The organism is Pelomonas sp. CA6, from assembly GCF_022549225.1.
GTDB lineage: Bacteria > Pseudomonadota > Gammaproteobacteria > Burkholderiales > Burkholderiaceae_C > Roseateles.
Map to the genome: position 1 here is coordinate 171,527 of NZ_JAKZFD010000009.1, position 20,418 is coordinate 191,944.

The 20,418-nt window shown below is 66.8% G+C and carries 21 protein-coding genes and 1 tRNA gene; all 22 read right to left on the reverse strand.

All coding sequences use genetic code 11. The annotated features are described in order from the left end of the window. Positions 1-17: 17 nt before the first annotated feature. Positions 18-2,345: an NADH-quinone oxidoreductase subunit NuoG gene (gene nuoG / locus LZ017_RS15915; RefSeq protein ID WP_241397874.1), complete on the reverse strand. Its 2,328-nt coding sequence runs from the start codon at positions 2,343-2,345 to the stop codon at positions 18-20. A gap of 23 nt (positions 2,346-2,368) precedes the next feature. Beyond that, positions 2,369-3,721, reverse strand: a complete 1,353-nt coding sequence (nuoF, locus tag LZ017_RS15920; protein ID WP_241397875.1) for an NADH-quinone oxidoreductase subunit NuoF — start codon at positions 3,719-3,721, stop codon at positions 2,369-2,371. Between the two features lie 8 nt (positions 3,722-3,729). Beyond that, the gene (nuoE, locus tag LZ017_RS15925; protein WP_241397876.1) at positions 3,730-4,257 is read right to left on the reverse strand and encodes an NADH-quinone oxidoreductase subunit NuoE; all 528 of its coding nucleotides are present in this window, start codon (positions 4,255-4,257) and stop codon (positions 3,730-3,732) included. Between the two features lie 12 nt (positions 4,258-4,269). Continuing rightward, a complete protein-coding gene (locus LZ017_RS15930; RefSeq protein ID WP_241397877.1) occupies positions 4,270-5,523 on the reverse strand; it encodes an NADH-quinone oxidoreductase subunit D in 1,254 nt (417 codons plus the stop codon). A gap of 18 nt (positions 5,524-5,541) precedes the next feature. Next, positions 5,542-6,135: an NADH-quinone oxidoreductase subunit C gene (locus LZ017_RS15935; protein WP_241397878.1), complete on the reverse strand. Its 594-nt coding sequence runs from the start codon at positions 6,133-6,135 to the stop codon at positions 5,542-5,544. A 4-nt stretch (positions 6,136-6,139) separates the two neighbouring features. Beyond that, on the reverse strand, positions 6,140-6,616 hold the full coding sequence (locus tag LZ017_RS15940; RefSeq protein ID WP_046113908.1) for an NADH-quinone oxidoreductase subunit B family protein: 477 nt from the start codon (positions 6,614-6,616) through the stop codon (positions 6,140-6,142). Positions 6,617-6,726: 110 nt separating this feature from the next. Beyond that, positions 6,727-7,086, reverse strand: a complete 360-nt coding sequence (locus tag LZ017_RS15945; RefSeq protein WP_241397879.1) for an NADH-quinone oxidoreductase subunit A — start codon at positions 7,084-7,086, stop codon at positions 6,727-6,729. A gap of 239 nt (positions 7,087-7,325) precedes the next feature. Continuing rightward, a tRNA-Leu gene (locus LZ017_RS15950) sits at positions 7,326-7,410 on the reverse strand. A gap of 121 nt (positions 7,411-7,531) precedes the next feature. Continuing rightward, positions 7,532-7,900, reverse strand: coding sequence for a preprotein translocase subunit SecG (gene secG, locus LZ017_RS15955; RefSeq protein ID WP_241397880.1), 369 nt, complete (start codon positions 7,898-7,900; stop codon positions 7,532-7,534). Between the two features lie 37 nt (positions 7,901-7,937). Beyond that, entirely contained in the window at positions 7,938-8,678 is a 741-nt protein-coding gene (gene tpiA, locus LZ017_RS15960; RefSeq protein WP_241397881.1) for a triose-phosphate isomerase, read from the reverse strand. A 19-nt stretch (positions 8,679-8,697) separates the two neighbouring features. Next, positions 8,698-9,684 carry an NAD(P)H-quinone oxidoreductase gene (locus LZ017_RS15965; protein WP_241397882.1) on the reverse strand — a complete coding sequence of 329 codons (987 nt, stop codon included), beginning with the start codon at positions 9,682-9,684 and terminating at the stop codon, positions 8,698-8,700. Between the two features lie 9 nt (positions 9,685-9,693). Next, positions 9,694-11,850 carry a polyribonucleotide nucleotidyltransferase gene (pnp, locus tag LZ017_RS15970; protein WP_241397883.1) on the reverse strand — a complete coding sequence of 719 codons (2,157 nt, stop codon included), beginning with the start codon at positions 11,848-11,850 and terminating at the stop codon, positions 9,694-9,696. Between the two features lie 223 nt (positions 11,851-12,073). Further along, the gene (gene rpsO, locus LZ017_RS15975) at positions 12,074-12,343 is read right to left on the reverse strand and encodes a 30S ribosomal protein S15 (RefSeq protein ID WP_241397884.1); all 270 of its coding nucleotides are present in this window, start codon (positions 12,341-12,343) and stop codon (positions 12,074-12,076) included. Positions 12,344-12,555: 212 nt separating this feature from the next. Next, entirely contained in the window at positions 12,556-13,821 is a 1,266-nt protein-coding gene (locus LZ017_RS15980; protein WP_374109933.1) for a branched-chain amino acid ABC transporter substrate-binding protein, read from the reverse strand. Then, on the reverse strand, positions 13,818-14,849 hold the full coding sequence (gene tsaD, locus LZ017_RS15985) for a tRNA (adenosine(37)-N6)-threonylcarbamoyltransferase complex transferase subunit TsaD (protein ID WP_241397885.1): 1,032 nt from the start codon (positions 14,847-14,849) through the stop codon (positions 13,818-13,820). The genes LZ017_RS15980 and tsaD overlap by 4 nt, the downstream gene beginning before the upstream one ends. A gap of 2 nt (positions 14,850-14,851) precedes the next feature. Beyond that, on the reverse strand, positions 14,852-15,190 hold the full coding sequence (gene fdx, locus LZ017_RS15990) for an ISC system 2Fe-2S type ferredoxin (RefSeq protein ID WP_241397886.1): 339 nt from the start codon (positions 15,188-15,190) through the stop codon (positions 14,852-14,854). Positions 15,191-15,209: 19 nt separating this feature from the next. Next, positions 15,210-17,078, reverse strand: a complete 1,869-nt coding sequence (hscA, locus tag LZ017_RS15995; RefSeq protein ID WP_241397887.1) for a Fe-S protein assembly chaperone HscA — start codon at positions 17,076-17,078, stop codon at positions 15,210-15,212. 4 nt (positions 17,079-17,082) lie between these two features. Next, positions 17,083-17,601: a Fe-S protein assembly co-chaperone HscB gene (hscB, locus tag LZ017_RS16000; protein ID WP_241397888.1), complete on the reverse strand. Its 519-nt coding sequence runs from the start codon at positions 17,599-17,601 to the stop codon at positions 17,083-17,085. 142 nt (positions 17,602-17,743) lie between these two features. Then, entirely contained in the window at positions 17,744-18,067 is a 324-nt protein-coding gene (iscA, locus tag LZ017_RS16005; RefSeq protein WP_241397889.1) for an iron-sulfur cluster assembly protein IscA, read from the reverse strand. 28 nt (positions 18,068-18,095) lie between these two features. Next, positions 18,096-18,482: a Fe-S cluster assembly scaffold IscU gene (gene iscU / locus LZ017_RS16010; protein ID WP_241397890.1), complete on the reverse strand. Its 387-nt coding sequence runs from the start codon at positions 18,480-18,482 to the stop codon at positions 18,096-18,098. 15 nt (positions 18,483-18,497) lie between these two features. Continuing rightward, positions 18,498-19,718 carry an IscS subfamily cysteine desulfurase gene (locus LZ017_RS16015; RefSeq protein WP_241397891.1) on the reverse strand — a complete coding sequence of 407 codons (1,221 nt, stop codon included), beginning with the start codon at positions 19,716-19,718 and terminating at the stop codon, positions 18,498-18,500. Between the two features lie 34 nt (positions 19,719-19,752). After that, positions 19,753-20,286, reverse strand: coding sequence for a Fe-S cluster assembly transcription factor (locus LZ017_RS16020; RefSeq protein ID WP_241397892.1), 534 nt, complete (start codon positions 20,284-20,286; stop codon positions 19,753-19,755). Positions 20,287-20,418 lie beyond the last annotated feature (132 nt).

Genomic DNA, 20,418 nt, shown 5'->3' on the forward strand with positions numbered 1-20,418 from the left:
AGTCTCTCAACTCCTGATTACGCCTTGCTCACGCGCAGGCTGCCGAACATCGCGCCGAGCGGCGCGGTCTCGGGCAGGCCGGCCGGCACGCGCACCACGTTGGCGGGCAGCGAAGCCTCGGCGCGAGCCGTCAGCAGCGCCTCGCCGGCGCCGTCCTGGCTCAGCCGCACCAGGCCGCCCTGCTCGCCAAGTCCCAGCTCCTGGCACAGCGCGGTGGGCAGGCCCACGATGGCGGCGTCGCGCCCATCGCGGGTCAGCTGCAGGCTGCTCGCGCGGCGCACCATCGCGTCGGTGGCGTAGATGGGCACGGGGCTCAGGCGCTCCAGGCCGGCCGCGGCGGCCGGCAGGACTGGCGCCACGCCGGTCGTGTTGTCCAGGCGGGCGGACAGCTCGCCGTGGCCCAGTGCCGCTTGGCGCACCTGTTCCGAGCTGTCGAACTCGAAGCCCGACAGACCCAGCAGATTGCCCAGCACACGCAGGATCTTCCAGCCCGGACGGGTCTCGCCCAGCGCCTTGACGACGCCGACGAAGCTCTGCAGGCGGCCTTCGGCGTTGACGAAAGAACCCGAGGTCTCGGTGAACGGCGCGGCGGGCAGCAGCACGTCGGCGTAGTCCAGACCGCTCTTGAACGGGCTCATCACGACGACCATCTCGGCGGCGTCCAGCGCCTTGGCGGCGGCCGACGGGTTGGCGCCATCCAACACCGGGTCCACATTCAACAGCAGCAGCGCCTTGGCCGATGTGGCCTCCAACAGTTCCACGGCGGAACGACCGCCCTGCCCCGGGCGCGCTCCCACCAGCTGGGCGCCGACGGTGTTCGCCGCGGCGGACAGGAAGCCCACGCTGGCGCCGGTCTGCGCGGCGATCCACTGCGCCAATGCCAGCAGGCTGCTCGCCTGCGGATGCTGCGCGGCGGCGTTACCCAGCAGCACCGCCTTCTGTTCGCCCGACAGCAGCGCGGCGGCGATGGCGCGCGCCTCGTCGGTGGCCTCGCCGGCCAGCGGTGCGTTGGCGCCGGTGCTCTGCGCCACAGCGGCGGCCACGTTGGCCAGCTGCTGCACCCAGTTCGACGGCGCGGCGCTGATGCGCGCGGCGACCGGCATCAGCCAGTCATCGGCCATGCCGCCCAGCGCGACGATCTGCGCGCCATGGCGGGCCGCCTGGCGCAGACGCTGCGCGAACAGCGGGTGATCCTTGCGCAGGAAGGAGCCGATCACGAAGGCCGCGTCCAGCTTGGACAGCGACGCGATGGGGCGCCCCAGCCAGAAGGCCTTTCCATGGCCGGCGCGCAGGCCGGCGTCGGCCTTGCGCAGCTCGGTGTCGATGTTCTCGCTGCCCAGGCCGCGCACCAGCTGCGCCAGCAGGTGCAGTTCCTCGACAGTGCTGTGCTCGGAGCCCAGCGCGGCAATGCTGGCGGCGCCGTGCTGGTCCTTGATCTGCTTCAGACCGTTGGCCACGTATTCCAGCGCGGTGGTCCAGTCCACCGTCTTCCACTGGCCGCCCTGCTTCAGCATGGGCGCGCTCAGGCGCTCGTCGCCGTTCAGCGCCTCGTACGAGAAGCGGTCGCGGTCGGCGATCCAGCATTCGTTGACGTCCTCGTTCTCCAGCGGAACGACGCGCATCACCTGGTTGTTCTTGACCTGCACCACCAGGTTGGCCCCGGTGGAATCGTGCGGGCTAACGCTCTTGCGGCGCGACAACTCCCAGGTCCGGGCGCTGTAGCGGAAAGGCTTGCTGGTCAGCGCGCCGACCGGGCAGATGTCGATCATGTTGCCCGACAGCTCGGAATCGACGGTGCGGCCGACGAAGGTCTGGATCTCGCTGTGCTCGCCGCGGTGGGCCATGCCCAGCTCCATCTGGCCGGCGATCTCCTGACCGAAGCGCACGCAGCGGGTGCAGTGGATGCAGCGGCTCATCTCCTCCATGGAGATCAGCGGACCGACGTTCTTGTGGAAGACGACGCGCTTTTCTTCGCTATAGCGCGACTGGCTGGCGCCATAGCCCACGGCCAGGTCCTGCAGCTGGCATTCGCCACCCTGGTCGCAGATCGGGCAGTCCAGCGGGTGGTTGATGAGCAGGAACTCCATCACCCCCTGCTGGGCCTTGATCGCCTTGTCGCTCTTGGTGCGGACGATCATGCCCTGGGTCACCGGCGTGGCGCAGGCGGGCAGCGGCTTCGGCGCCTTCTCCACCTCGACCAGGCACATGCGGCAGTTGGCCGCGATCGAGAGCTTCTTGTGATAGCAGAAGTGCGGGATGTAGGTGCCGGACTTTTCGGCGGCATGCATGACCATGCTGCCTTCCTGCACCTCGACCTTCTTGCCGTCGATTTCGATTTCAACCATAGCTTGTCCTCACCGGCACCGCGTCAGGCGGCGATCGGCGTCTGGGCCTTCTGTTTCTGTGCCGCCTCGATCATCGCGACGAACTCGTGCTTGAAGTGCTTGAGCATCGCGCGCACCGGCATGGCCGCGGCGTCGCCCAAGGCGCAGATCGTGCGACCCTGGATGTTGTCGGCGACCGAGTTCAGCAGATCGATGTCCTCGGGACGTCCCTGGCCGTGCGCGATGCGCTCGATCACGCGGTGCATCCAGCCCGTGCCCTCGCGGCAGGGCGTGCACTGGCCGCAGGATTCGTGGGCGTAGAAGTAGGACAGGCGCAGCAGGCTCTTGACCATGCAGCGGCTGTCGTCCATCACGATCACCGCGCCCGAGCCCAGCATGGAGCCGGCCTTGGCGATGGAGTCATAGTCCATCGTGCAGTCCATCATGACGCTGGCCGGCAGCACCGGGGCCGACGAGCCGCCGGGAATCACGGCCTTGAGCTGGCGGCCGGTGCGCACGCCACCGGCGAGCTCCAGCAGCTTGGAGAACGGCGTGCCCAGCGGGATCTCGTAATTGCCCGGACGCTCGACGTCGCCAGAGACCGAGAAGATCTTGGTGCCACCGTTGTTGGGCTTGCCGATCTCCAGATAGGGCTGGCCGCCGTTGCGGATGATCCAGGGCACCGCGGCGAAGGTCTCGGTGTTGTTGATCGTGGTCGGCTTGCCGTACAGGCCGAAGCTGGCCGGGAACGGCGGCTTGAAGCGCGGCTGGCCCTTCTTGCCTTCCAGCGATTCCAGCAGCGCGGTTTCCTCGCCGCAGATGTAGGCGCCGAAGCCATGGTGGGCGTGGAGCTGGAAGCTGAAGTCCGAGCCCATGATGCGCTCGCCCAGATAGCCGGCGGCCCGGGCTTCTTCCAGCGCGGCCTCGAAGCGCTCGTAGACCTCGAAGATCTCGCCGTGGATGTAGTTGTAGCCCGTCGTGATGCCCATGGCGTAGGCCGCGATGGCCATGCCTTCGATCACGATGTGCGGGTTGTACATCAGGATGTCGCGGTCCTTGCAGGTGCCCGGTTCGCCCTCGTCGGAGTTGCAGACCAGGTACTTCTGTCCCGGGAACTGGCGCGGCATGAAGCTCCACTTCAGCCCGGTGGGGAAGCCCGCGCCACCGCGGCCGCGCAGGCCGGAGGCCTTGACCTCGGCGATCACCTGGTCCTGCGTCAGGCCGGCACCGCCGTCCTTGCCCAGAATCTTGCGCAGCGCGGCATAGCCGCCACGCACTTCATAGTCCTTCAGCGACCAGTTGCCGCCGTTCAGGTCGGCATAGATCTGCGGGCCAATATGGCGGCCGTGGAAGCAGGTTTCGACGCCCTTGCTTTGAAACTTGGAGAGATCCAGCATGCTTGCCCTCAGTTCTTGGCGGCGTGGGCCTTCAGCGTGTCCACGAGTTCATCGAGCCGCTCGTGGCTCATGAAGGAGCACATCTGGCGGTCGTTGACCAGCATCACCGGCGCATCGGCGCAGGCGCCCAGGCATTCGCACTTCTGCACGGTGAAGACGCCGTCGGCGGTGGTGCCGCCCTCGTCCACACCGAGCTTGTGCAGCAGATGGTCCAGCGCCTGCTGGCCATTGCGCAGCAGGCACGGCAGGTTGGTGCAGACGTTGAGCTTGAACTTGCCCACCGGCCGCTGGTTGTACATGTTGTAGAAGGTCGTGACCTCGTACACCGCGATCGCGGGCATGCCCAGGTAGTCGGCAATCGCGTCCTCGGCGGCGCGGGACACATGGCCCTGCTCCTGCTGGACGATGGACAGGCAGGCCATCACGGCCGACTGCTTCTGCTCGGCGGGATACTTGGCGACCTCGCGGGCGAAGCGCGCCTTCGTGGCCTCGCTCAGGACGAAGCCGGTGTCTACGGTTTCAGTGCTGCTGCTCATCGCGCTCACCACTCAACGGTCAATTTCGCCGAACACGATGTCCATCGTGCCGATCACGGCCACGGCATCGGCAATCATGTGGCCGCGGGACATCTCGTCCAGGGCCGCCAGATGCGAGAAGCCCGGCGCGCGGATCTTCAGGCGGTAGGGCTTGTTGGCGCCATCGCTGACGATGTAGATGCCGAACTCGCCCTTGGGATGTTCCACCGCGGCATAGGCCTCGCCCTCGGGCACGCGGAAGCCTTCGGTGAAGAGCTTGAAGTGGTGGATCAGCTCTTCCATCGAGGACTTCATCGCCACGCGCGACGGCGGCGCCACCTTGTGGTTGTCGGTGATCACCGGGCCCGGGTTGGCACGCAGCCACTTCACGCACTGCTCGACGATGCGGCAGGACTGGCGCATTTCCTCGACACGCACCACATAGCGGTCGTAGGTGTCGCCGTTCGTGCCCACCGGCACGTCGAAGTCCATCTTCGCGTAGACGTCGTAGGGCTGGGTCTTGCGCAGGTCCCAGGCGATGCCTGAACCGCGCAGCATCGCGCCGGTCAGGCCCAGGTTCAGCGCGCGCTCAGGCGGAACGACGCCGATGCCCACGGTGCGCTGCTTCCAGATCCGGTTGTCGGTCAGCAGGGTTTCGTAGTCGTCGACGTTCTTCGGGAAGCGCTTGCAGAAGTCCTCTATGAAGTCCAGCAGCGAGCCCTGGCGGTTCTCGTTGAGCTGGGCGATGGTCTTCGCGTTCTTGATCTTGCTGACCTTGTACTGCGGCATGCTGTCCGGCAGGTCGCGGTACACGCCGCCCGGACGGAAATAGGCTGCATGCATGCGCGCGCCCGAGACCGCTTCGTACATGTCGAAGATGTCCTCGCGCTCGCGGAAGCAATAGATCAGGATGTTCATCGCGCCGCAGTCCAGACCATGGCAGCCCAACCACAGCAGGTGGTTCAGGATGCGGGTCAGCTCCGCGAACATCACGCGGATGTACTGGGCGCGCTCGGGCACCTCGATGCCCAGCATCTTCTCGATCGCCAGGCAGTACGCGTGCTCGTTGGCCATCATGGACACGTAGTCCAGGCGGTCCATGTAGGGCAGCGACTGGATGTAGGTCTTGCTCTCGGCCAGCTTCTCGGTGGCGCGGTGCAGCAGGCCGATGTGCGGGTCGGCGCGCTGAATGACTTCGCCGTCCAGCTCGAGCACCAGGCGCAGCACGCCGTGTGCGGCCGGGTGCTGCGGGCCGAAGTTCAGCGTGTAGTTCTTGATTTCTGCCATCTCAACCTCTATGCCGGATCACAGCCCGCCGTAGTTCTCTTCGCGGATCACGCGCGGCGTGATCTCGCGCGGCTCGATGGTCACCGGCTGGTAGACCACGCGCTTCTGCTCGGCGTCGTAGCGCATCTCGACGTGGCCCGTGGTCGGGAAGTCCTTGCGCAGCGGGTGGCCGATGAAGCCGTAGTCCGTCAGGATGCGGCGCAGGTCCTCATGGCCCTCGAAGATGATGCCGAACATGTCGAAGGCCTCGCGCTCGAACCAGTTTGCCGCGTTCCAGATCGGCGTCAGCGCGGGCACGCTGGGGAAATCGTCGTCCGGCGCGAACACCTTCAGGCGCAGGCGCCAGTTTTTGTTCACCGACAGCAGGTGCGACACCGCCGCGAAGCGCGGGCCTTCGTGAGCGCCATCCTTGTAGCTGCTGTAGTCGACGCCGCAGAGGTCGATCAGTTGCTCGAAGCGCAGCTCCGAGTGATCGCGCAGCAGCTTGGCGACATTCAGCGAATCCTTGGCCGCCACGGTGATGGTGATCTCGCCCAGTTCGCGCTTCAGGGACACGATCTGGCCACCCAGGACGGACTCAAGCGCCGCCTGCAAGTTATCGAGTTTGCTCATGTGCTCAGCGTGCGATGGTGTTTTCGCGGCGGATCTTGGCCTGCAGCTGCAGGATGCCGTACAGCAGCGCCTCGGCGGTGGGCGGACAGCCAGGGACATAGACGTCCACCGGCACGATGCGGTCGCAGCCGCGCACCACGGAGTAGCTGTAGTGGTAGTAACCGCCGCCGTTGGCGCAGGAGCCCATCGACAGCACCCAGCGCGGCTCGGCCATCTGGTCGTAGACCTTGCGCAGCGCCGGCGCCATCTTGTTGCACAGCGTGCCGGCGACGATCATCAGGTCGGACTGGCGTGGGCTGGGGCGGAACAGCATGCCGAAGCGGTCGATGTCGTAGCGTGCCGCGCCGGCGTGCATCATCTCGACCGCGCAGCAGGCCAGACCGAAGGTCATGGGCCACAGGGAGCCCGTCTTGGACCAGTTGATCAGCTTGTCGACCGAGGTGGTGACGAAGCCTTCCTTCAAAACGCCTTCAATGCCCATAGCGTGATTCCATTCATTCGCAGCGATGGGGCTCCAGGAGCCCCAGCTTGCGCAGGTCGCTCAGCAAGCGCCTGCCGTCCCTGCCCCGACCCGCCGGCCGGGACCACAGCTCATTCCCAGTCCAGCGCGCCCTTTTTCCATTCGTAGGCAAAGCCAACGACCAGAATGCCCAGGAAAACCATCATGGCCCAGAAGCCCGCCGCGCCGATCTCGCGCAGCGAAACCGCCCACGGGAACAGGAAAGCGATTTCCAGGTCGAACAGGATGAAGAGAATGGCGACGAGGTAGTAGCGCACGTCGAACTTCATGCGCGCGTCTTCAAAGGCCTCGAAGCCGCATTCGTACGGAGAGTTCTTGGCGGCGTCGGGACGACGCGGGCCGAGCACGAAACCCAGCACCTGGGGCAGGATACCCACGACGGCACCGACCAGAATGAAAAGGATGACGGGGAGATATTGCTCCAGGCTCACGGATCTGCCCTTCTCTTGTAATTCGCTGCACGACCGACCCCACGGGGCCGAGGATTGACCAAAAGCAACGGGCGCGCCGCAGGCGATTCTTCAATCGCTCACGGACCGCGCCCGCTTGTGTCCCCTTTCGCGGTCCCGACTCCTCTTCGGAACCGCCACAGGGCGCCCGACACTGTCATCGCACGATACCCGCCCAATCTGACAGATACCCTGCACCCCAGGTCATTTGTATTTGTATTTGGTGCCGACGGCGAGACTCGAACTCGCACAGCTTTCGCCACTACCCCCTCAAGATAGCGTGTCTACCAATTTCACCACGTCGGCTTTGCAATTTCGTCTGAAGTTCAGCACCTCAGACAGCCTTGCATTCTATACCGTTTTTACAGAGCCTCCAGAGAGTTGCTGCGCTTTTTGTTGCTTGACTCTCGAGACGGCCGCTGTGCGTTCAGCGCGAGGCCGCCGGAGCCGGAGCCGGTGCCACGCCAGGAATGGCAGCCGCGCCGGAGGCCGCGGGCACCACCACGGCCGGGGCCGCTTCGTCCAGTTCGCTGCCGCCGCCCGGCGCGGCCGAGGGCCGATGGCTGCCCAGATAGGCCAGTGCCAGCGTGCAAACAAAGAACAGCGTGGCACACACCGCGGTGCTGCGCGACAGGAAGTTGGCACTGCCGGTGGCACCGAACAGGCTGCCCGACGCACCGCTGCCAAAGGACGCGCCCATGTCGGCGCCCTTGCCGTGCTGCACCAGCACCAGACCGATCATTGCCAGCGCGCTCAACAGTTGCACCACCAGCACCAGGTTCATCATCACTTGCATTCTTCTTTCTCCGAAAAACTCGTTGCCGGACCGAGACTCAGCCCGCGGCGCGGCAGATCGCGGCGAAGTCCGCCGCCTTCAGCGAGGCGCCACCGATCAGACCGCCGTCGATGTCCGGCTGGCGAAACAGCTCGGCGGCGTTGTCCGGCTTGACGCTACCGCCATACAGGATCTGCATCTGTTCGGCCTTCTGCGTCGCCGCACGCAGTTGCTGGCGCAGCAGCGCATGCACCGCTTGAGCCTGCTCCGGCGTGGCGGTGCGTCCCGTGCCGATAGCCCAGACCGGCTCATAGGCCACCACGATCTCGCCAATGCAGTGCGTCAACGTGTGGACCACCGCGGCAAGCTGGCGCTTGACCACTTCCTCGGTGCGCCCGGCCTCGCGCTCCTCCAGCGTCTCGCCGACGCAGACAATGGGCGTGACGCCGTGCGCCAGCGCGGCCTTGGCCTTGTCCGCGACCAACTGATCGCCTTCGCGATGGTAGGCACGGCGCTCCGAGTGGCCGACGATGGCATAACGACAGCCCAGGTCGGCCAGCATCGCCGACGAGACTTCGCCGGTGTAGGCGCCCTGCTCGTGGGCCGAGCAGTCCTGGGCACCGTATTGCACCTGCTGGCCGGTCAGCGCCAGCGCCGTTTCGGTGATGTAGGGAAAGGGCACGCAGACGGCCACCTGGGCGCTCCAGGGGCCCAGCTCCTTCAGGCCCGCCAGCAGCAGCGCGTTGGACGCGCGGTTGCCATGCATCTTCCAGTTGCCCACCACCAGTTTCTTGCGCATCTGAGACTCCGAATTCAATTCACCAGCACAGCACGATCTTGCCCACGTGCTCGCCGGACTCCATCAGGGCATGGGCCGCGGCCGCCTCGGTGGCCGGGAACTGGCGATAGATCACCGGCGCGACGCGCCGGCTTTCCAGCAGCGGCCAGACCCGCTCGCGCAGCGCACGGGCAATCTCTGCCTTGAACGCCACGGGACGCGGACGCAGCGTGGATCCGGTGATCGTCAGACGCCGGCGCAGCACCTGCCCGGCATCGAACTCCGCCTTCACCCCACCCTGCACCGCGATGATCACCGCGCGGCCATCGTCCGCCAGGCACTGCACGTTGCGCGCCACGTAGGCCCCGGCAACCATGTCCAGGATCACGTCGACGCCGCGCCCCTCGGTGGCGGTCTTCACGGCCTCCACGAAGTCCTCGTCGCGATAGTTGATCGCCACGTCAGCGCCCAGACGCCGGCAGGCCTCGGCCTTGGCCGCGCTGCCCACCGTCACCAGCACGCGCGACCCCAGGGCCTTGGCCAGCTGGATCGCGGTGACGCCGATGCCGCTGCTGCCCCCATGGACCAGCAGGCTCTCGCCTGGCTGCAGGCGCGCGCGCTCGAAGACATTGCTCCACACGGTGAAGAAGGTCTCCGGCAGGCTGGCCGCCTCGGCCATGCTCCAGCCCGCGGGCACCGGCAGGCATTGCGCCACCGGCGCCGTGCACAGCTCGGCATAGCCGCCACCCGCGACCAACGCGCAGACCGCGTCGCCGATCTTCAGGCCGGCCTCGGCCAGTGCCGCGGCATCGCCCTCGGCGACGGTGCCCGCCACCTCCAGCCCGGGCAGCTCGCTGGCCCCGGGCGGCGGTGGATAAGCGCCCTTGCGCTGCAGCACGTCCGGTCGATTGACGCCGTAGGCCTGCACCCGGATCAGGCATTCGCCTGCCCCGGGCTGCGGCACGGGCCACTCCACCAGCTGCAGCACCTCCGGCCCGCCGGGCCGGCTGATCGCCAGGGCTTTCATCGCCGTCGCTTACTCGGCAGCACCTTCGCCAGCCGGGGCTTCCGGCGCGGCGGCCTGTGCGGCCATCGGCGCATCGCGGTCGATCAGCGCCTTCATCGACAGCTTGATGCGGCCCTTCTCGTCGGTCTCCAGCACCTTGACCTTGACGATCTGGCCTTCGCTCAGGAAGTCGGTCACCTTCTCGACGCGCTGATGCGCGATCTGGCTGATGTGCAGCAGGCCGTCCTTGCCAGGCAGGATGTTGACCAGGGCACCGAAGTCCAGGATCTTGGTGACCGGGCCCTCGTAGACCTTGCCCACCTCGGCTTCGGCGGTGATCTCCTCGATGCGCTTCTTGGCGATCTCGGCCTTGGCGCCATCGGTCGACGCGATGGTGATCGTGCCGTCTTCGGCGATGTCGATCTGCGTACCCGTCTCTTCGGTCAGCGCACGGATGGTGGCGCCACCCTTGCCGATCACGTCACGGATCTTCTCCGGATTGATCTTCATGGTGTACAGGCGCGGGGCGAATTCCGAGATCTCGGTCTTCGCGCCACCGACGGCCTCGACCATCTTGCCCAGGATGTGCAGACGGGCTTCCTTGGCCTGAGCCAGCGCGACCTGCATGATTTCCTTGGTGATGCCCTGGATCTTGATGTCCATCTGCAGCGCGGTCACGCCGGTGGTCGTGCCGGCCACCTTGAAGTCCATGTCGCCGAGGTGGTCCTCGTCACCCAGGATGTCGGTCAGCACCGCGAAGCGGTTGCCGTCCTTGATCAGGCCCATCGCGATGCCGGCGACGTGCGCCTTCAGCGGCACGCCCGCGTCCATCAGCGAGAGGCAGCCGCCGCAGACCGAGGCCATGGACGACGAACCGTTGGACTCGGTGATCTCGGACACCACGCGGATGGAGTACGGGAACTCTTCCTTGCTCGGCAGCACCGCGACCAGCGCGCGCTTGGCCAGGCGGCCGTGGCCGATCTCGCGGCGCTTGGGGCTGCCCACGCGGCCGGTCTCGCCGGTGGCGAACGGAGGCATGTTGTAGTGCAGCATGAAGCGCTCGCTGTACTCGCCGGCCAGCGCGTCGATGACTTGCGCATCGCGGTCGGTACCCAGGGTCGCGGCGACCAGCGCCTGCGTTTCACCACGGGTGAACAGCGATGAGCCATGCACGCGCGGCAGCACGCCGGAGCGGATCTCGATCGGGCGCACGGTGCGGGTGTCGCGACCGTCGATGCGCGGCTCGCCGGCCAGGATCTGGCTGCGCACGATGCGAGCTTCGATCTCGAACAGCAGGCCGTCGACCTCGACGCCGTCGAATTCCACGCCCTCGGCGCTCAGCGCTTCCTTGACCTTGGCATAGGCCTCGCGGCAAGCCTGGGTACGCGCCTGCTTGGAGCGGATCTGGTAGGCGGCACGCAGCGGCTCTTCGGCCAGCTGGGTCACCTTGGCGATGAACGGCTCGTTCTTGGCCGGGGCGGTCCAGTTCCAGGCCGGCTTGCCGGCCTCGCGGACCAGCTCGTTGATCGCGGCGATCGCGATCTTGCCTTGATCATGGCCATAGACCACGGCGCCCAGCATCAGGTCTTCGCTGAGCTGATCGGCTTCGGATTCCACCATCAGCACGGCGGCTTCCGTGCCGGCGACCACCAGGTCCAGCTTGGAATCGGCCAGCTGGGTCTTGCCCGGGTTCAGCACGTACTCGCCATTCACATAGCCCACGCGCGCGGCGCCGATCGGGCCGTTGAACGGAATGCCGGAGACGGCCAGCGCGGCGCTGGTCGCGATCATCGCGGCGATGTCGGCCTGCACCTCGGGGTTCAGCGACAGCGTGTGGATCACCACCTGCACTTCGTTGAAGAAGCCCTCGGGGAACAGCGGACGGATGGGGCGGTCGATCAGGCGGCTGGTCAGGGTCTCCAGCTCGCTGGGGCGGCCTTCACGCTTGAAGAAGCTGCCCGGGATCTTGCCAGCAGCGTAGGTCTTCTCGATGTAGTCGACCGTCAGCGGGAAAAAGTCCTGGCCCGGCTTGGCCTCGGTGCGCGCCACCACGGTGGCCAGCACCACGGTGTCCTCGATGTTGACCAGCACGGCGCCGCTGGCCTGACGGGCGATCTCGCCCGTTTCCATCGTCACGCTATGGGGACCCCATTGGAAGGTCTTGGTGACTTTGTTGAACATGCTCATGCGCATCTCCTCTAGTGTTCGGGCGCTTGCGGTGCGCCGCTAAAAACCGGGAGTGGGGCTGGGTTTGGCGCGATGCCATTCCAGAGGACCTGCAGCGCAGGCACCGTGGAATGACACATCCGCCACGTCAGCTCAACTCCAGTAGCGAAGAACAAAACGATGAAGGACAAAGAGCCTGTGCTGGCGTGTACATCCAGACAGGCTCTTCATGCTCGCGGCGCGATTACTTGCGCAGGCCCAGCTTCTGGATCAGCGCGGTGTAGCGGGAGGCGTCCTTGCTCTTCAGGTAGGCCAGCAGGCTCTTGCGCTGGTTGACCATCTTCAGCAGACCGCGACGGCCATGGTGATCCTTGGCGTGCAGCTTGAAGTGGGGGGTCAGCTCATTGATGCGGGCGGTCAGCAGGGCCACTTGGACTTCGGGAGACCCCGTGTCGTTGGCGCTGCGGGCGTTGGCCTTGACGATTTCGGCCTTGTTCAGATCGGCGACTGCCATGATGCGTTCCTTGCTGGATCGGAGTGCCGCCGGCAGCGCAACGCAGAAAGAATTCTTCTGCGCCGGGATACGCGAACGGTTTCCGTAGGTTGGACTTGCGGACACAGGTGAAACCGACCCATGCCGTGCTGTGTTTTCCTTCAAGCACTCGCCCCAAGCAGCTTGGCGCGAGGCGCACTTGCAGGAAAACCCGTGGAGTATAGCCTATCCGCTCAACCGGGCCGGCGCATCCGGCAGCGACTGGGCAATTGGGCCTCTTCGGCGCTCAGGAAACGCAGCGTGCGGAAGCCATAGCCCGAACCCTCGTTGTCGTGCGCCACACCGCCCTCCCCGGCGCGCCGCATCACGCTGACCACCAGGGGTTGCTGCAGCTGGTGGTCCGTCGGCCGCATCCAGCCTTGATGGGCGATCCCCAAGGGACGGCCATCCAGCTTCAGCCCCTCGAGCGCGCGCGCCACCGCCAGCGCCTCGGTGCTGCCGGCGCGTTCCATCGCGGCCACCAGCATCTCCACCATCAGCTGCATGCGGGCATGCAGATAGTCGTGCTCGGGCCGCGAAAAGCGGGCACGGAAGGCCGCATAAAAGCGCTCGCTGGCCGCATCGCCCATGTTCGGATGCCACTCCGCCACCGCCAGCACGCGATCCACGCCCGCCTCGCCCAGCGCGGCGGGCACGCCCAGCGCATTGCCATAGAAGGTGTAGAAGCGCGTGTCCAGGCCGAGATCGCGGGTGGATTTGATCAGCAAGGTGAGGTCGTTGCCCCAGTTGCCGGTCAGCACCGCCTGGGCACCGCTGGCGCGGATCTTGGACGCATAGGGCAGGAAATCGCGCACCCGGCCCATCGGATGCAGCTCGTCGCCGACGATCTGCAGGTCGGGCCGGCGCTGCGCCAGCATCTCGCGCGCGCGGCGCAGCACATGCTGACCGAAGCTGTAGTCCTGGCCAATCAGATAGAGACGCTGCAGGCGGCGGTCCTGCGCGATCACCTCGACCAGCGCGGCCAGGCGCATGTCGGCATGGGCGTCGAAGCGGAAATGCCAGACGCTGCATTGCTGCTCGGTGAGCACCGGATCGACGGCCGCGTAGTTGAGAAAGAGCGCGCGTCGCCCCGGTTCGCGCGCGTTGTGCTTGTCCAGCGCGGCCAGCATGGCGCCGGCCACCGCCGAGCTGTTGCCTTGCAGCAGGAATCCCGCGCCCTGCTCAATCGCGCCGCGCATCAGCGCCAGCGATTCCTCGGCCGAGCCCTTGCTGTCCATGCGCAGCAGGGCCAGCGGCCTCGCGCCCTGCGGCAACCGGACACCACCGCGCGCATTGACGCGCTCGACAGCCCAGACCAGATTGCGATGGACCGCCTCGCCCGCATTGCCGAAGGGGCCGGACAAGCCTTCGATCAGCGCCAGCCGGATCGGCTCGCCCGCGGCGCGCGCGGGCTGTGCGCAGGCCAGCGCGGCGGCCGCCAGCAGCGATCGCCGCTTCACGCCGCCGCCAGGTCCCAACGGGGGCGCACCTCGAAGGCACCACTGGTCTCGGTGCGGGCCAGCCCGGCGCGCAGGCGCAGCGCCGCGGCCATCGCGATCATCGCGCCGTTGTCGGTGCACAGGTGCAACTCGGGATAGTGGACGCGCACGCCGCGCCGAGCGCACTGGGCATCCAGCTGCTCACGCAGGCGCTTGTTGGCCCCCACGCCGCCGGCCACAACCAGTCGCCGCAACCCCGACTCCTTCAACGCCAGCAGCGACTTCTTCACCAGCACTTCGACGATGGCGGCCTGCGTGGACGCCGCAAGATCGGCGCGCTGCGCGTCGGTGATGCCCTCGCCCAGGCGACGGACCTGGGTCAGCACCGCGGTCTTGAGCCCGGCGAAGCTGAAGTCAGGCTTGCCGCTGTGCAGCAGCGGCCGCGGCAGCGCAAAGGCCGTCGGATCGCCCTGCTCCGCCAGGCGCGCCAGGTGCGGCCCACCCGGATAGGGCAGCCCCAGCAGCTTGGCGCTCTTGTCAAAGGCCTCGCCGGCCGCGTCGTCGATGGTCTCGCCCAGCAACTCGTACACACCCACGCCGTCCACCCGCATCAGCTGGGTGTGGCCGCCAGAAACCAGCAGCGCGACGAAGGGGAACTCTGGCGGATCGGCCGACAGAAAGGGCGACAGCAGATGCCCTTCGAGGTGATGGACCGCCAGCGTGGGCCGCTCCAGCGCGGCCGCCAGCGACACGGCGACGCCCGCGCCCACGAGCAGCGCGCCAGCCAGCCCCGGCCCCTGGGTGTAGGCCACGAGGTCAATGTCCTGCAGGCGGCAACCGGCCTGCTGCATCACTTCGCGGGTCAGGGGCAACACGCGCCGGATGTGATCGCGGGAGGCCAGCTCCGGCACCACGCCGCCGTAGGCCTGGTGCATCGCGATCTGGCTGTGCAGCGCATGCGCCAGCAGCCGCGGCGTGCCGGCGCCGCTGGCGTCGACCAGCGCCACGCCGGTCTCGTCGCAGGAAGATTCGATGCCCAGGACCCGCATGCTCAGTGCTTTTCCTTGGCGTGGTTGATGGAGTACTTGGGGATCTCCACCGTCACGTCGGTGTTGGCCAGGATGGCCTGGCAGGACAGGCGCGAGTTGGCCTCCAGCCCCCAGGCGCGGTCCAGCATGTCTTCCTCGTTCTCCTCCATCTCGGACAGCGAGGCAAAGCCCTCGCGCACGATCACGTGGCAGGTGGTGCAGGCACAGACCTGATCGCAGGCGTGCTCGATCTCCACGCCGTTGTCCAGCAGAGCCTCGCAGATGGAGGTGCCGGCCGGCGCCTGCACCGTCTTGCCCTCGGGGCAGTACTCGGGATGGGGAAGGATCTTGATGATGGGCATGGGTTGTCCTGATGCTGACTCAGACCTGGTCGATGCTGCGCCCGGTCAGGGCTTGCTGAATGCCGCGGTTCATGCGCGCGGCGGCAAAGGCCTCGGTGCCCTTGGCCAGCGCCTCGGTGGCGGCCTCGATGGCGTTGGCATCGCTGCCGGCCGCCGCTTCCACCATGCGATGGGCCAGCGCCGCGATATCGGCATGCTCGGCCTCCGACAGCAGGTCGCCGTCGGCCGCCAGCGCGCTCTGCGTGGCGAGCAGCATGCGCTCGGCCTCCACCTGGGCCTCGCGCAGCTTGCGAGCCTGCATATCGGACTCGGCGCTGTCGAAGCCTTCACGCAGCATGCCGGCGATCTGTTCGTCGGACAGCCCGTAGCTGGGCTTGACCTGAACCGACGCCTGCACGCCGGAGCCCAGTTCCTGGGCCGACACGCTGAGCAGGCCGTCGGCGTCGACCTGGAAGCTGACGCGTATGCGCGCGGCCCCGGCGGCCATGGGCGGAATCCCACGCAGCTCGAAGCGCGCCAGCGAGCGGCACTCGCTGACCAACTCGCGTTCGCCCTGCAGCACATGCAGCGCCAGCGCGGTCTGGCCGTCCTTGAAGGTGGTGAAGTCCTGGGCGCGCGCCACCGGGATGGTGGCGTTGCGCTCGATGATGCGCTCGACCAAGCCGCCCATGGTCTCCAGCCCCAGCGACAGCGGGATCACGTCCAGCAGCAGGATCTCACCGTCGCTGTTATTGCCGGCCAGCAGGTTGGCCTGGATGGCGGCGCCCAGCGCGACCACTTCGTCCGGATTCAGATTGGTCAACACCTTGGCCGCGCCGTCGGGGCCGAAGTGATCGCCGATCGCGCGGCGTACGCAGGGCATGCGCGTGGAGCCGCCCACCATCACGACCCCTTGCACGTCCTCGGGGCGCACCCGGGCATCGCGCAGCACGCGGCGCACCACGGCCAGGGTCCTCGCCACCAGGGGCTGGGTGAGCGTTTCGAACTGGACGCGGCTGACCTCCAGGCTGAGTGCCCCGGTTGAAAGCTCGGCGCTCAGGGTGCTGCGGTCCGCGTCGGTCAGCGCCTCCTTGGCCCGGCGCGCGGCGACCAGCACGCGGCGCTTATCCTGGGCGCTGACCGCGATGAGCCCGGCCTGCGCCAGGGCCCAGTCGGCCAGCGCGCGGTCGAAGTCGTCGCCTCCCAACTGGGCATCGCCACCGGTGGAGACGACCTCGAACACACCGCGCGTCAGGCGCAGCAGCGAAATGTCGAAAGTGCCACCGCCCAGGTCATAGACGGCATAGAGCCCCTCGCTGCCGTTGTCCAGCCCATAGGCGATGGCGGCGGCCGTCGGTTCGTTGATCAGGCGCAGCACATTCAGACCCGCGAGCTGGGCCGCATCCTTGGTGGCCTGGCGCTGCGCGTCGTCGAAATAGGCTGGCACGGTGATCACCGCGCCGAACAGGTCATCATCGAAGCTGTCCTCGGCGCGCTGGCGCAGGGTGGCCAGAATCTCCGCAGAGATTTCCACCGGCGACTTGGCACCCTCGCGCGTCATCAGGCTGAGCATGCCCGGCGTGTCCTCGAACTGATAGGGCAGCTTCGCGCGGTCGGCCACATCGACTACGCGGCGCCCCATGAAACGCTTGACCGAGACGATGGTGTTTTCCGGGTCCTCGCCCTGCGCGGCCAGCGCGTCGAAGCCGATCTGGCGTCGCCCCTCGGGCAGCACGCGCACCGCGGACGGCAGGATCACCCGCCCCTGCTCGTCCGGCAGGCATTCGGCGACGCCGTGTCGCATCGCGGCCACCAGCGAATGGGTCGTCCCCAGGTCTATGCCCACTGCAATGCGGCGCTGATGCGGGTCGGGAGATGCGCCGGGTTCGGAAATCTGTAGCAATGCCATGGTCTTATTGTCCCAACGCTTCCAAGCGTTGATCGATGTCGGAGCGGAACCGGGTGATGAACATCAAAGCCCGCACCGCCTGGGCGGCGGCGGCGGGCTCGCCCAACTCGTCCAGCTGCCGCCCCGCCTCGGCCAACAGCGCACGCTCGCGCTGCGCAACTTCGTCATCCAGCCGCTGCACGGTTTCGGCATCGGCGGCCTCGTCCAGCGCCTCGCGCCACTGCATCTGCTCCATCAGGAAGGATGCCGGCATGCGCGTGTTCTCATGCGCCTGGATGGGCGCGCCGCGCAACTCGCACAGATACGCGGCGCGTTTGAGCGGGTCGCGCAGGCGCTGATGCGCCTCGTTGACGCGCAAAGCCCATTGCATGGCCATGCGCTGGGCCGCGCCGCCCTCGGCAACGAATTTGTCGGGATGCACGCGGGCCGCCAGTTGCTTCCAGCGCGCGGCGATTTCCGCGCCGTCCTGCGCAAAGCGCTGCGGCAGGCCGAACAGGCTGAAATCGTCGTCGTCTAGCTTCATGGCATCAGGCTTGTCGCTGTCTCGGACGCCGGCAGGCGGCTCCGGAATGAAAAAGCGCGGCCCTGCCGCGCCTCGGTGGAAGCTCGCCCCGGGCGTACGCCTGCAGGACCGCCTCCGTCAGGCCCGTCGGCTCAATCCATCGTCAGACGCGGAAGGACTCGCCGCAGCCGCAGCGGTCCTTCTCGCGCGGGTTGCGGAACTTGAAGCCCTCGTTGAGCCCCTCGCGGACAAAGTCCAGCTCGGTGCCATCCAGGTAAGGCAGGCTCTTGGGGTCAATCAGCACCTTGACGCCATGACCCTCGAAGACCACATCCTCGGGCGCGATCTCGTCGGCGTACTCCAGCTTGTAGGCCAAGCCCGAGCAGCCGGTGGTCTTCACACCCAGGCGCACGCCCACGCCACGCCCTCTCTTGCTGATGTAGCGGGTCACATGCCGTGCGGCGGCTTCGGTCAGGGTGACTGCCATCTTGTCCTTCCGTCTGCGTTCAGGGGCTTCAGGCCGTGTGCTTGGCGCGGTAGTCGTCCACCGCGGCCTTGATGGCGTCCTCGGCGAGGATGGAGCAGTGGATCTTGACCGGCGGCAACGCCAGCTCCTCGGCGATCTGCGTGTTCTTGATCGACAGCGCCTCATCCAGGCTCTTGCCCTTCACCCATTCGGTGACCAGCGAGCTCGAGGCGATCGCCGAACCGCAACCGTAGGTCTTGAACTTCGCGTCCTCGATCAGCCCGGTGGCCGGGTTGACCTTGATCTGCAGCTTCATCACGTCGCCACAGGCGGGCGCCCCCACCATGCCGGTCCCGACCGAATCGTCGCCCTTCTCGAAGGCGCCGACGTTGCGCGGGTTTTCATAGTGGTCGATGACTTTGTCGCTGTATGCCATGTTGATACTCCTTGTTCAATGGGCCGCCCACTGGATGGTGCTGAGGTCCACGCCATCCTTGTACATGTCCCACAGCGGCGACAGCTCGCGCAGTTTCGCGACCCTGTCCTTCAGCTGGCTGACCGCGAAATCGATCTCCTCTTCGGTCGTGAAACGGCCAATGGTCATGCGCAGCGAGGAATGCGCCAACTCGTCGCTGCGGCCCAGTGCGCGCAGCACGTAGCTGGGCTCCAGGCTGGCGGAGGTGCAGGCCGATCCCGAGGACACGGCAATGCCCTTGATGCCCATGATCAGCGACTCGCCTTCGACATAGTTGAAGGAGGCGTTCACGTTGTGGGGCACGCGCCGGCTCAGGTCGCCGTTGATGAACACCTGTTCGATGTCCGCCAATCCGTCCAGCAGGCGCTGCTGCAGCGCGCGAATGCGGGGCAGCTCGGTGGCCATTTCCTCGCGGGCGATTCGGAAAGCCTCGCCCATGCCGACGATCTGGTGCGTGGGCAGCGTGCCCGAACGCAGGCCGCGCTCGTGACCGCCGCCGTGCATCTGCGCCTCCAGGCGCACACGCGGCTTGCGGCGCACATACAGCGCGCCAATGCCCTTGGGGCCATAGGACTTGTGCGAGGCCAGACTCATCAGGTCCACCGGCAGGGTCGCCAGGTCGATCTCGACCTTGCCGGTCGCCTGCGCCGCATCGACATGGAACACAATGCCCTTCTCGCGGCAGATCGTGCCCAGCGCCGTGATGTCCTGAATCACGCCGATCTCATTGTTGACGAACATCACCGAGGCCAGGATGGTGTCGGGGCGGATCGCGGCCTTGAAGGCGTCCAGGTCCAGCAGGCCGTTTTCCTGCACGTCCAGGTAGCTCACCTCGAAGCCCTGGCGCTCCAGTTCGCGCATCGGATCCAGCACGGCCTTGTGCTCGGTCTTGACGGTGATCAGGTGTTTGCCACGGCTCTGGTAGAAATGCGCCGCGCCCTTCACGGCCAGGTTGTTGGACTCGGTGGCACCCGAGGTCCAGACGATCTCGCGCGGGTCGGCTCCGATCAGCGCGGCGACTTGGCCGCGCGCCTTCTCGACGGCCTCCTCGGCCTCCCAACCCCAGGCATGGCTGCGTGACGCCGGATTGCCGAAGTGCTCGCGCAACCAGGGAATCATCGCGTCGACGACACGCGGGTCCACCGGCGTGGTGGCACCGTAGTCCATGTAGATGGGGAAGTGAGGCGTCATGTCCATGGGAGGAGACCTGTTTTTGTTCTCGAGAGAGGGGTTACTTGCTCAGCGCGTTGCCCAGTGCGAAGACCGAGTTCGGCGCGGTAATGCGGATGGGCTTGACCACGGGGGTGCTGGAGATCGCGCGCTTGATCGGCGCCTCCTCGACCGTGACGCCCTTGGCGAGTTGGTCGTCGACCAGCTTGCGCAGCGTGACCGAGTCCAGGTACTCGATCATCTTGTTGTTCAGCGCCGTCCACAGGTCATGCGTGATGCAGCGACCGGCGTCGTCGCCCATGCAGTTTTCCTTGCCGCCGCAGCCGGTGGCGTCAATGGGCTCATCGACGGCAACGATGATGTCAGCCACGGTGATCTCGTCCGAACGCCGGCCCAGCGAATAACCGCCGCCCGGGCCCCGGGTGCTCTCCACGAGCTGGTGCCGGCGCAGCTTGCCGAACAGCTGCTCCAGATAGGACAGCGAAATTTGCTGGCGCTGGCTGATGGCGGCCAGCGCGACCGGGCCGCTGTTCTCGCGCAGAGCCAAATCGATCATCGCCGTGACCGCAAAACGACCTTTGGTGGTGAGACGCATCAGAGTCCTCCTTGACCCGCCAGGGCCTTCATACCGTGGACGGAAGCCCTGGCACAGAACCTCCGAAGCAACAGGAGTCGGCCACTAGGACTAACCCTTGTTATGCCCGAGCATTTTACTCAATTAATTCGA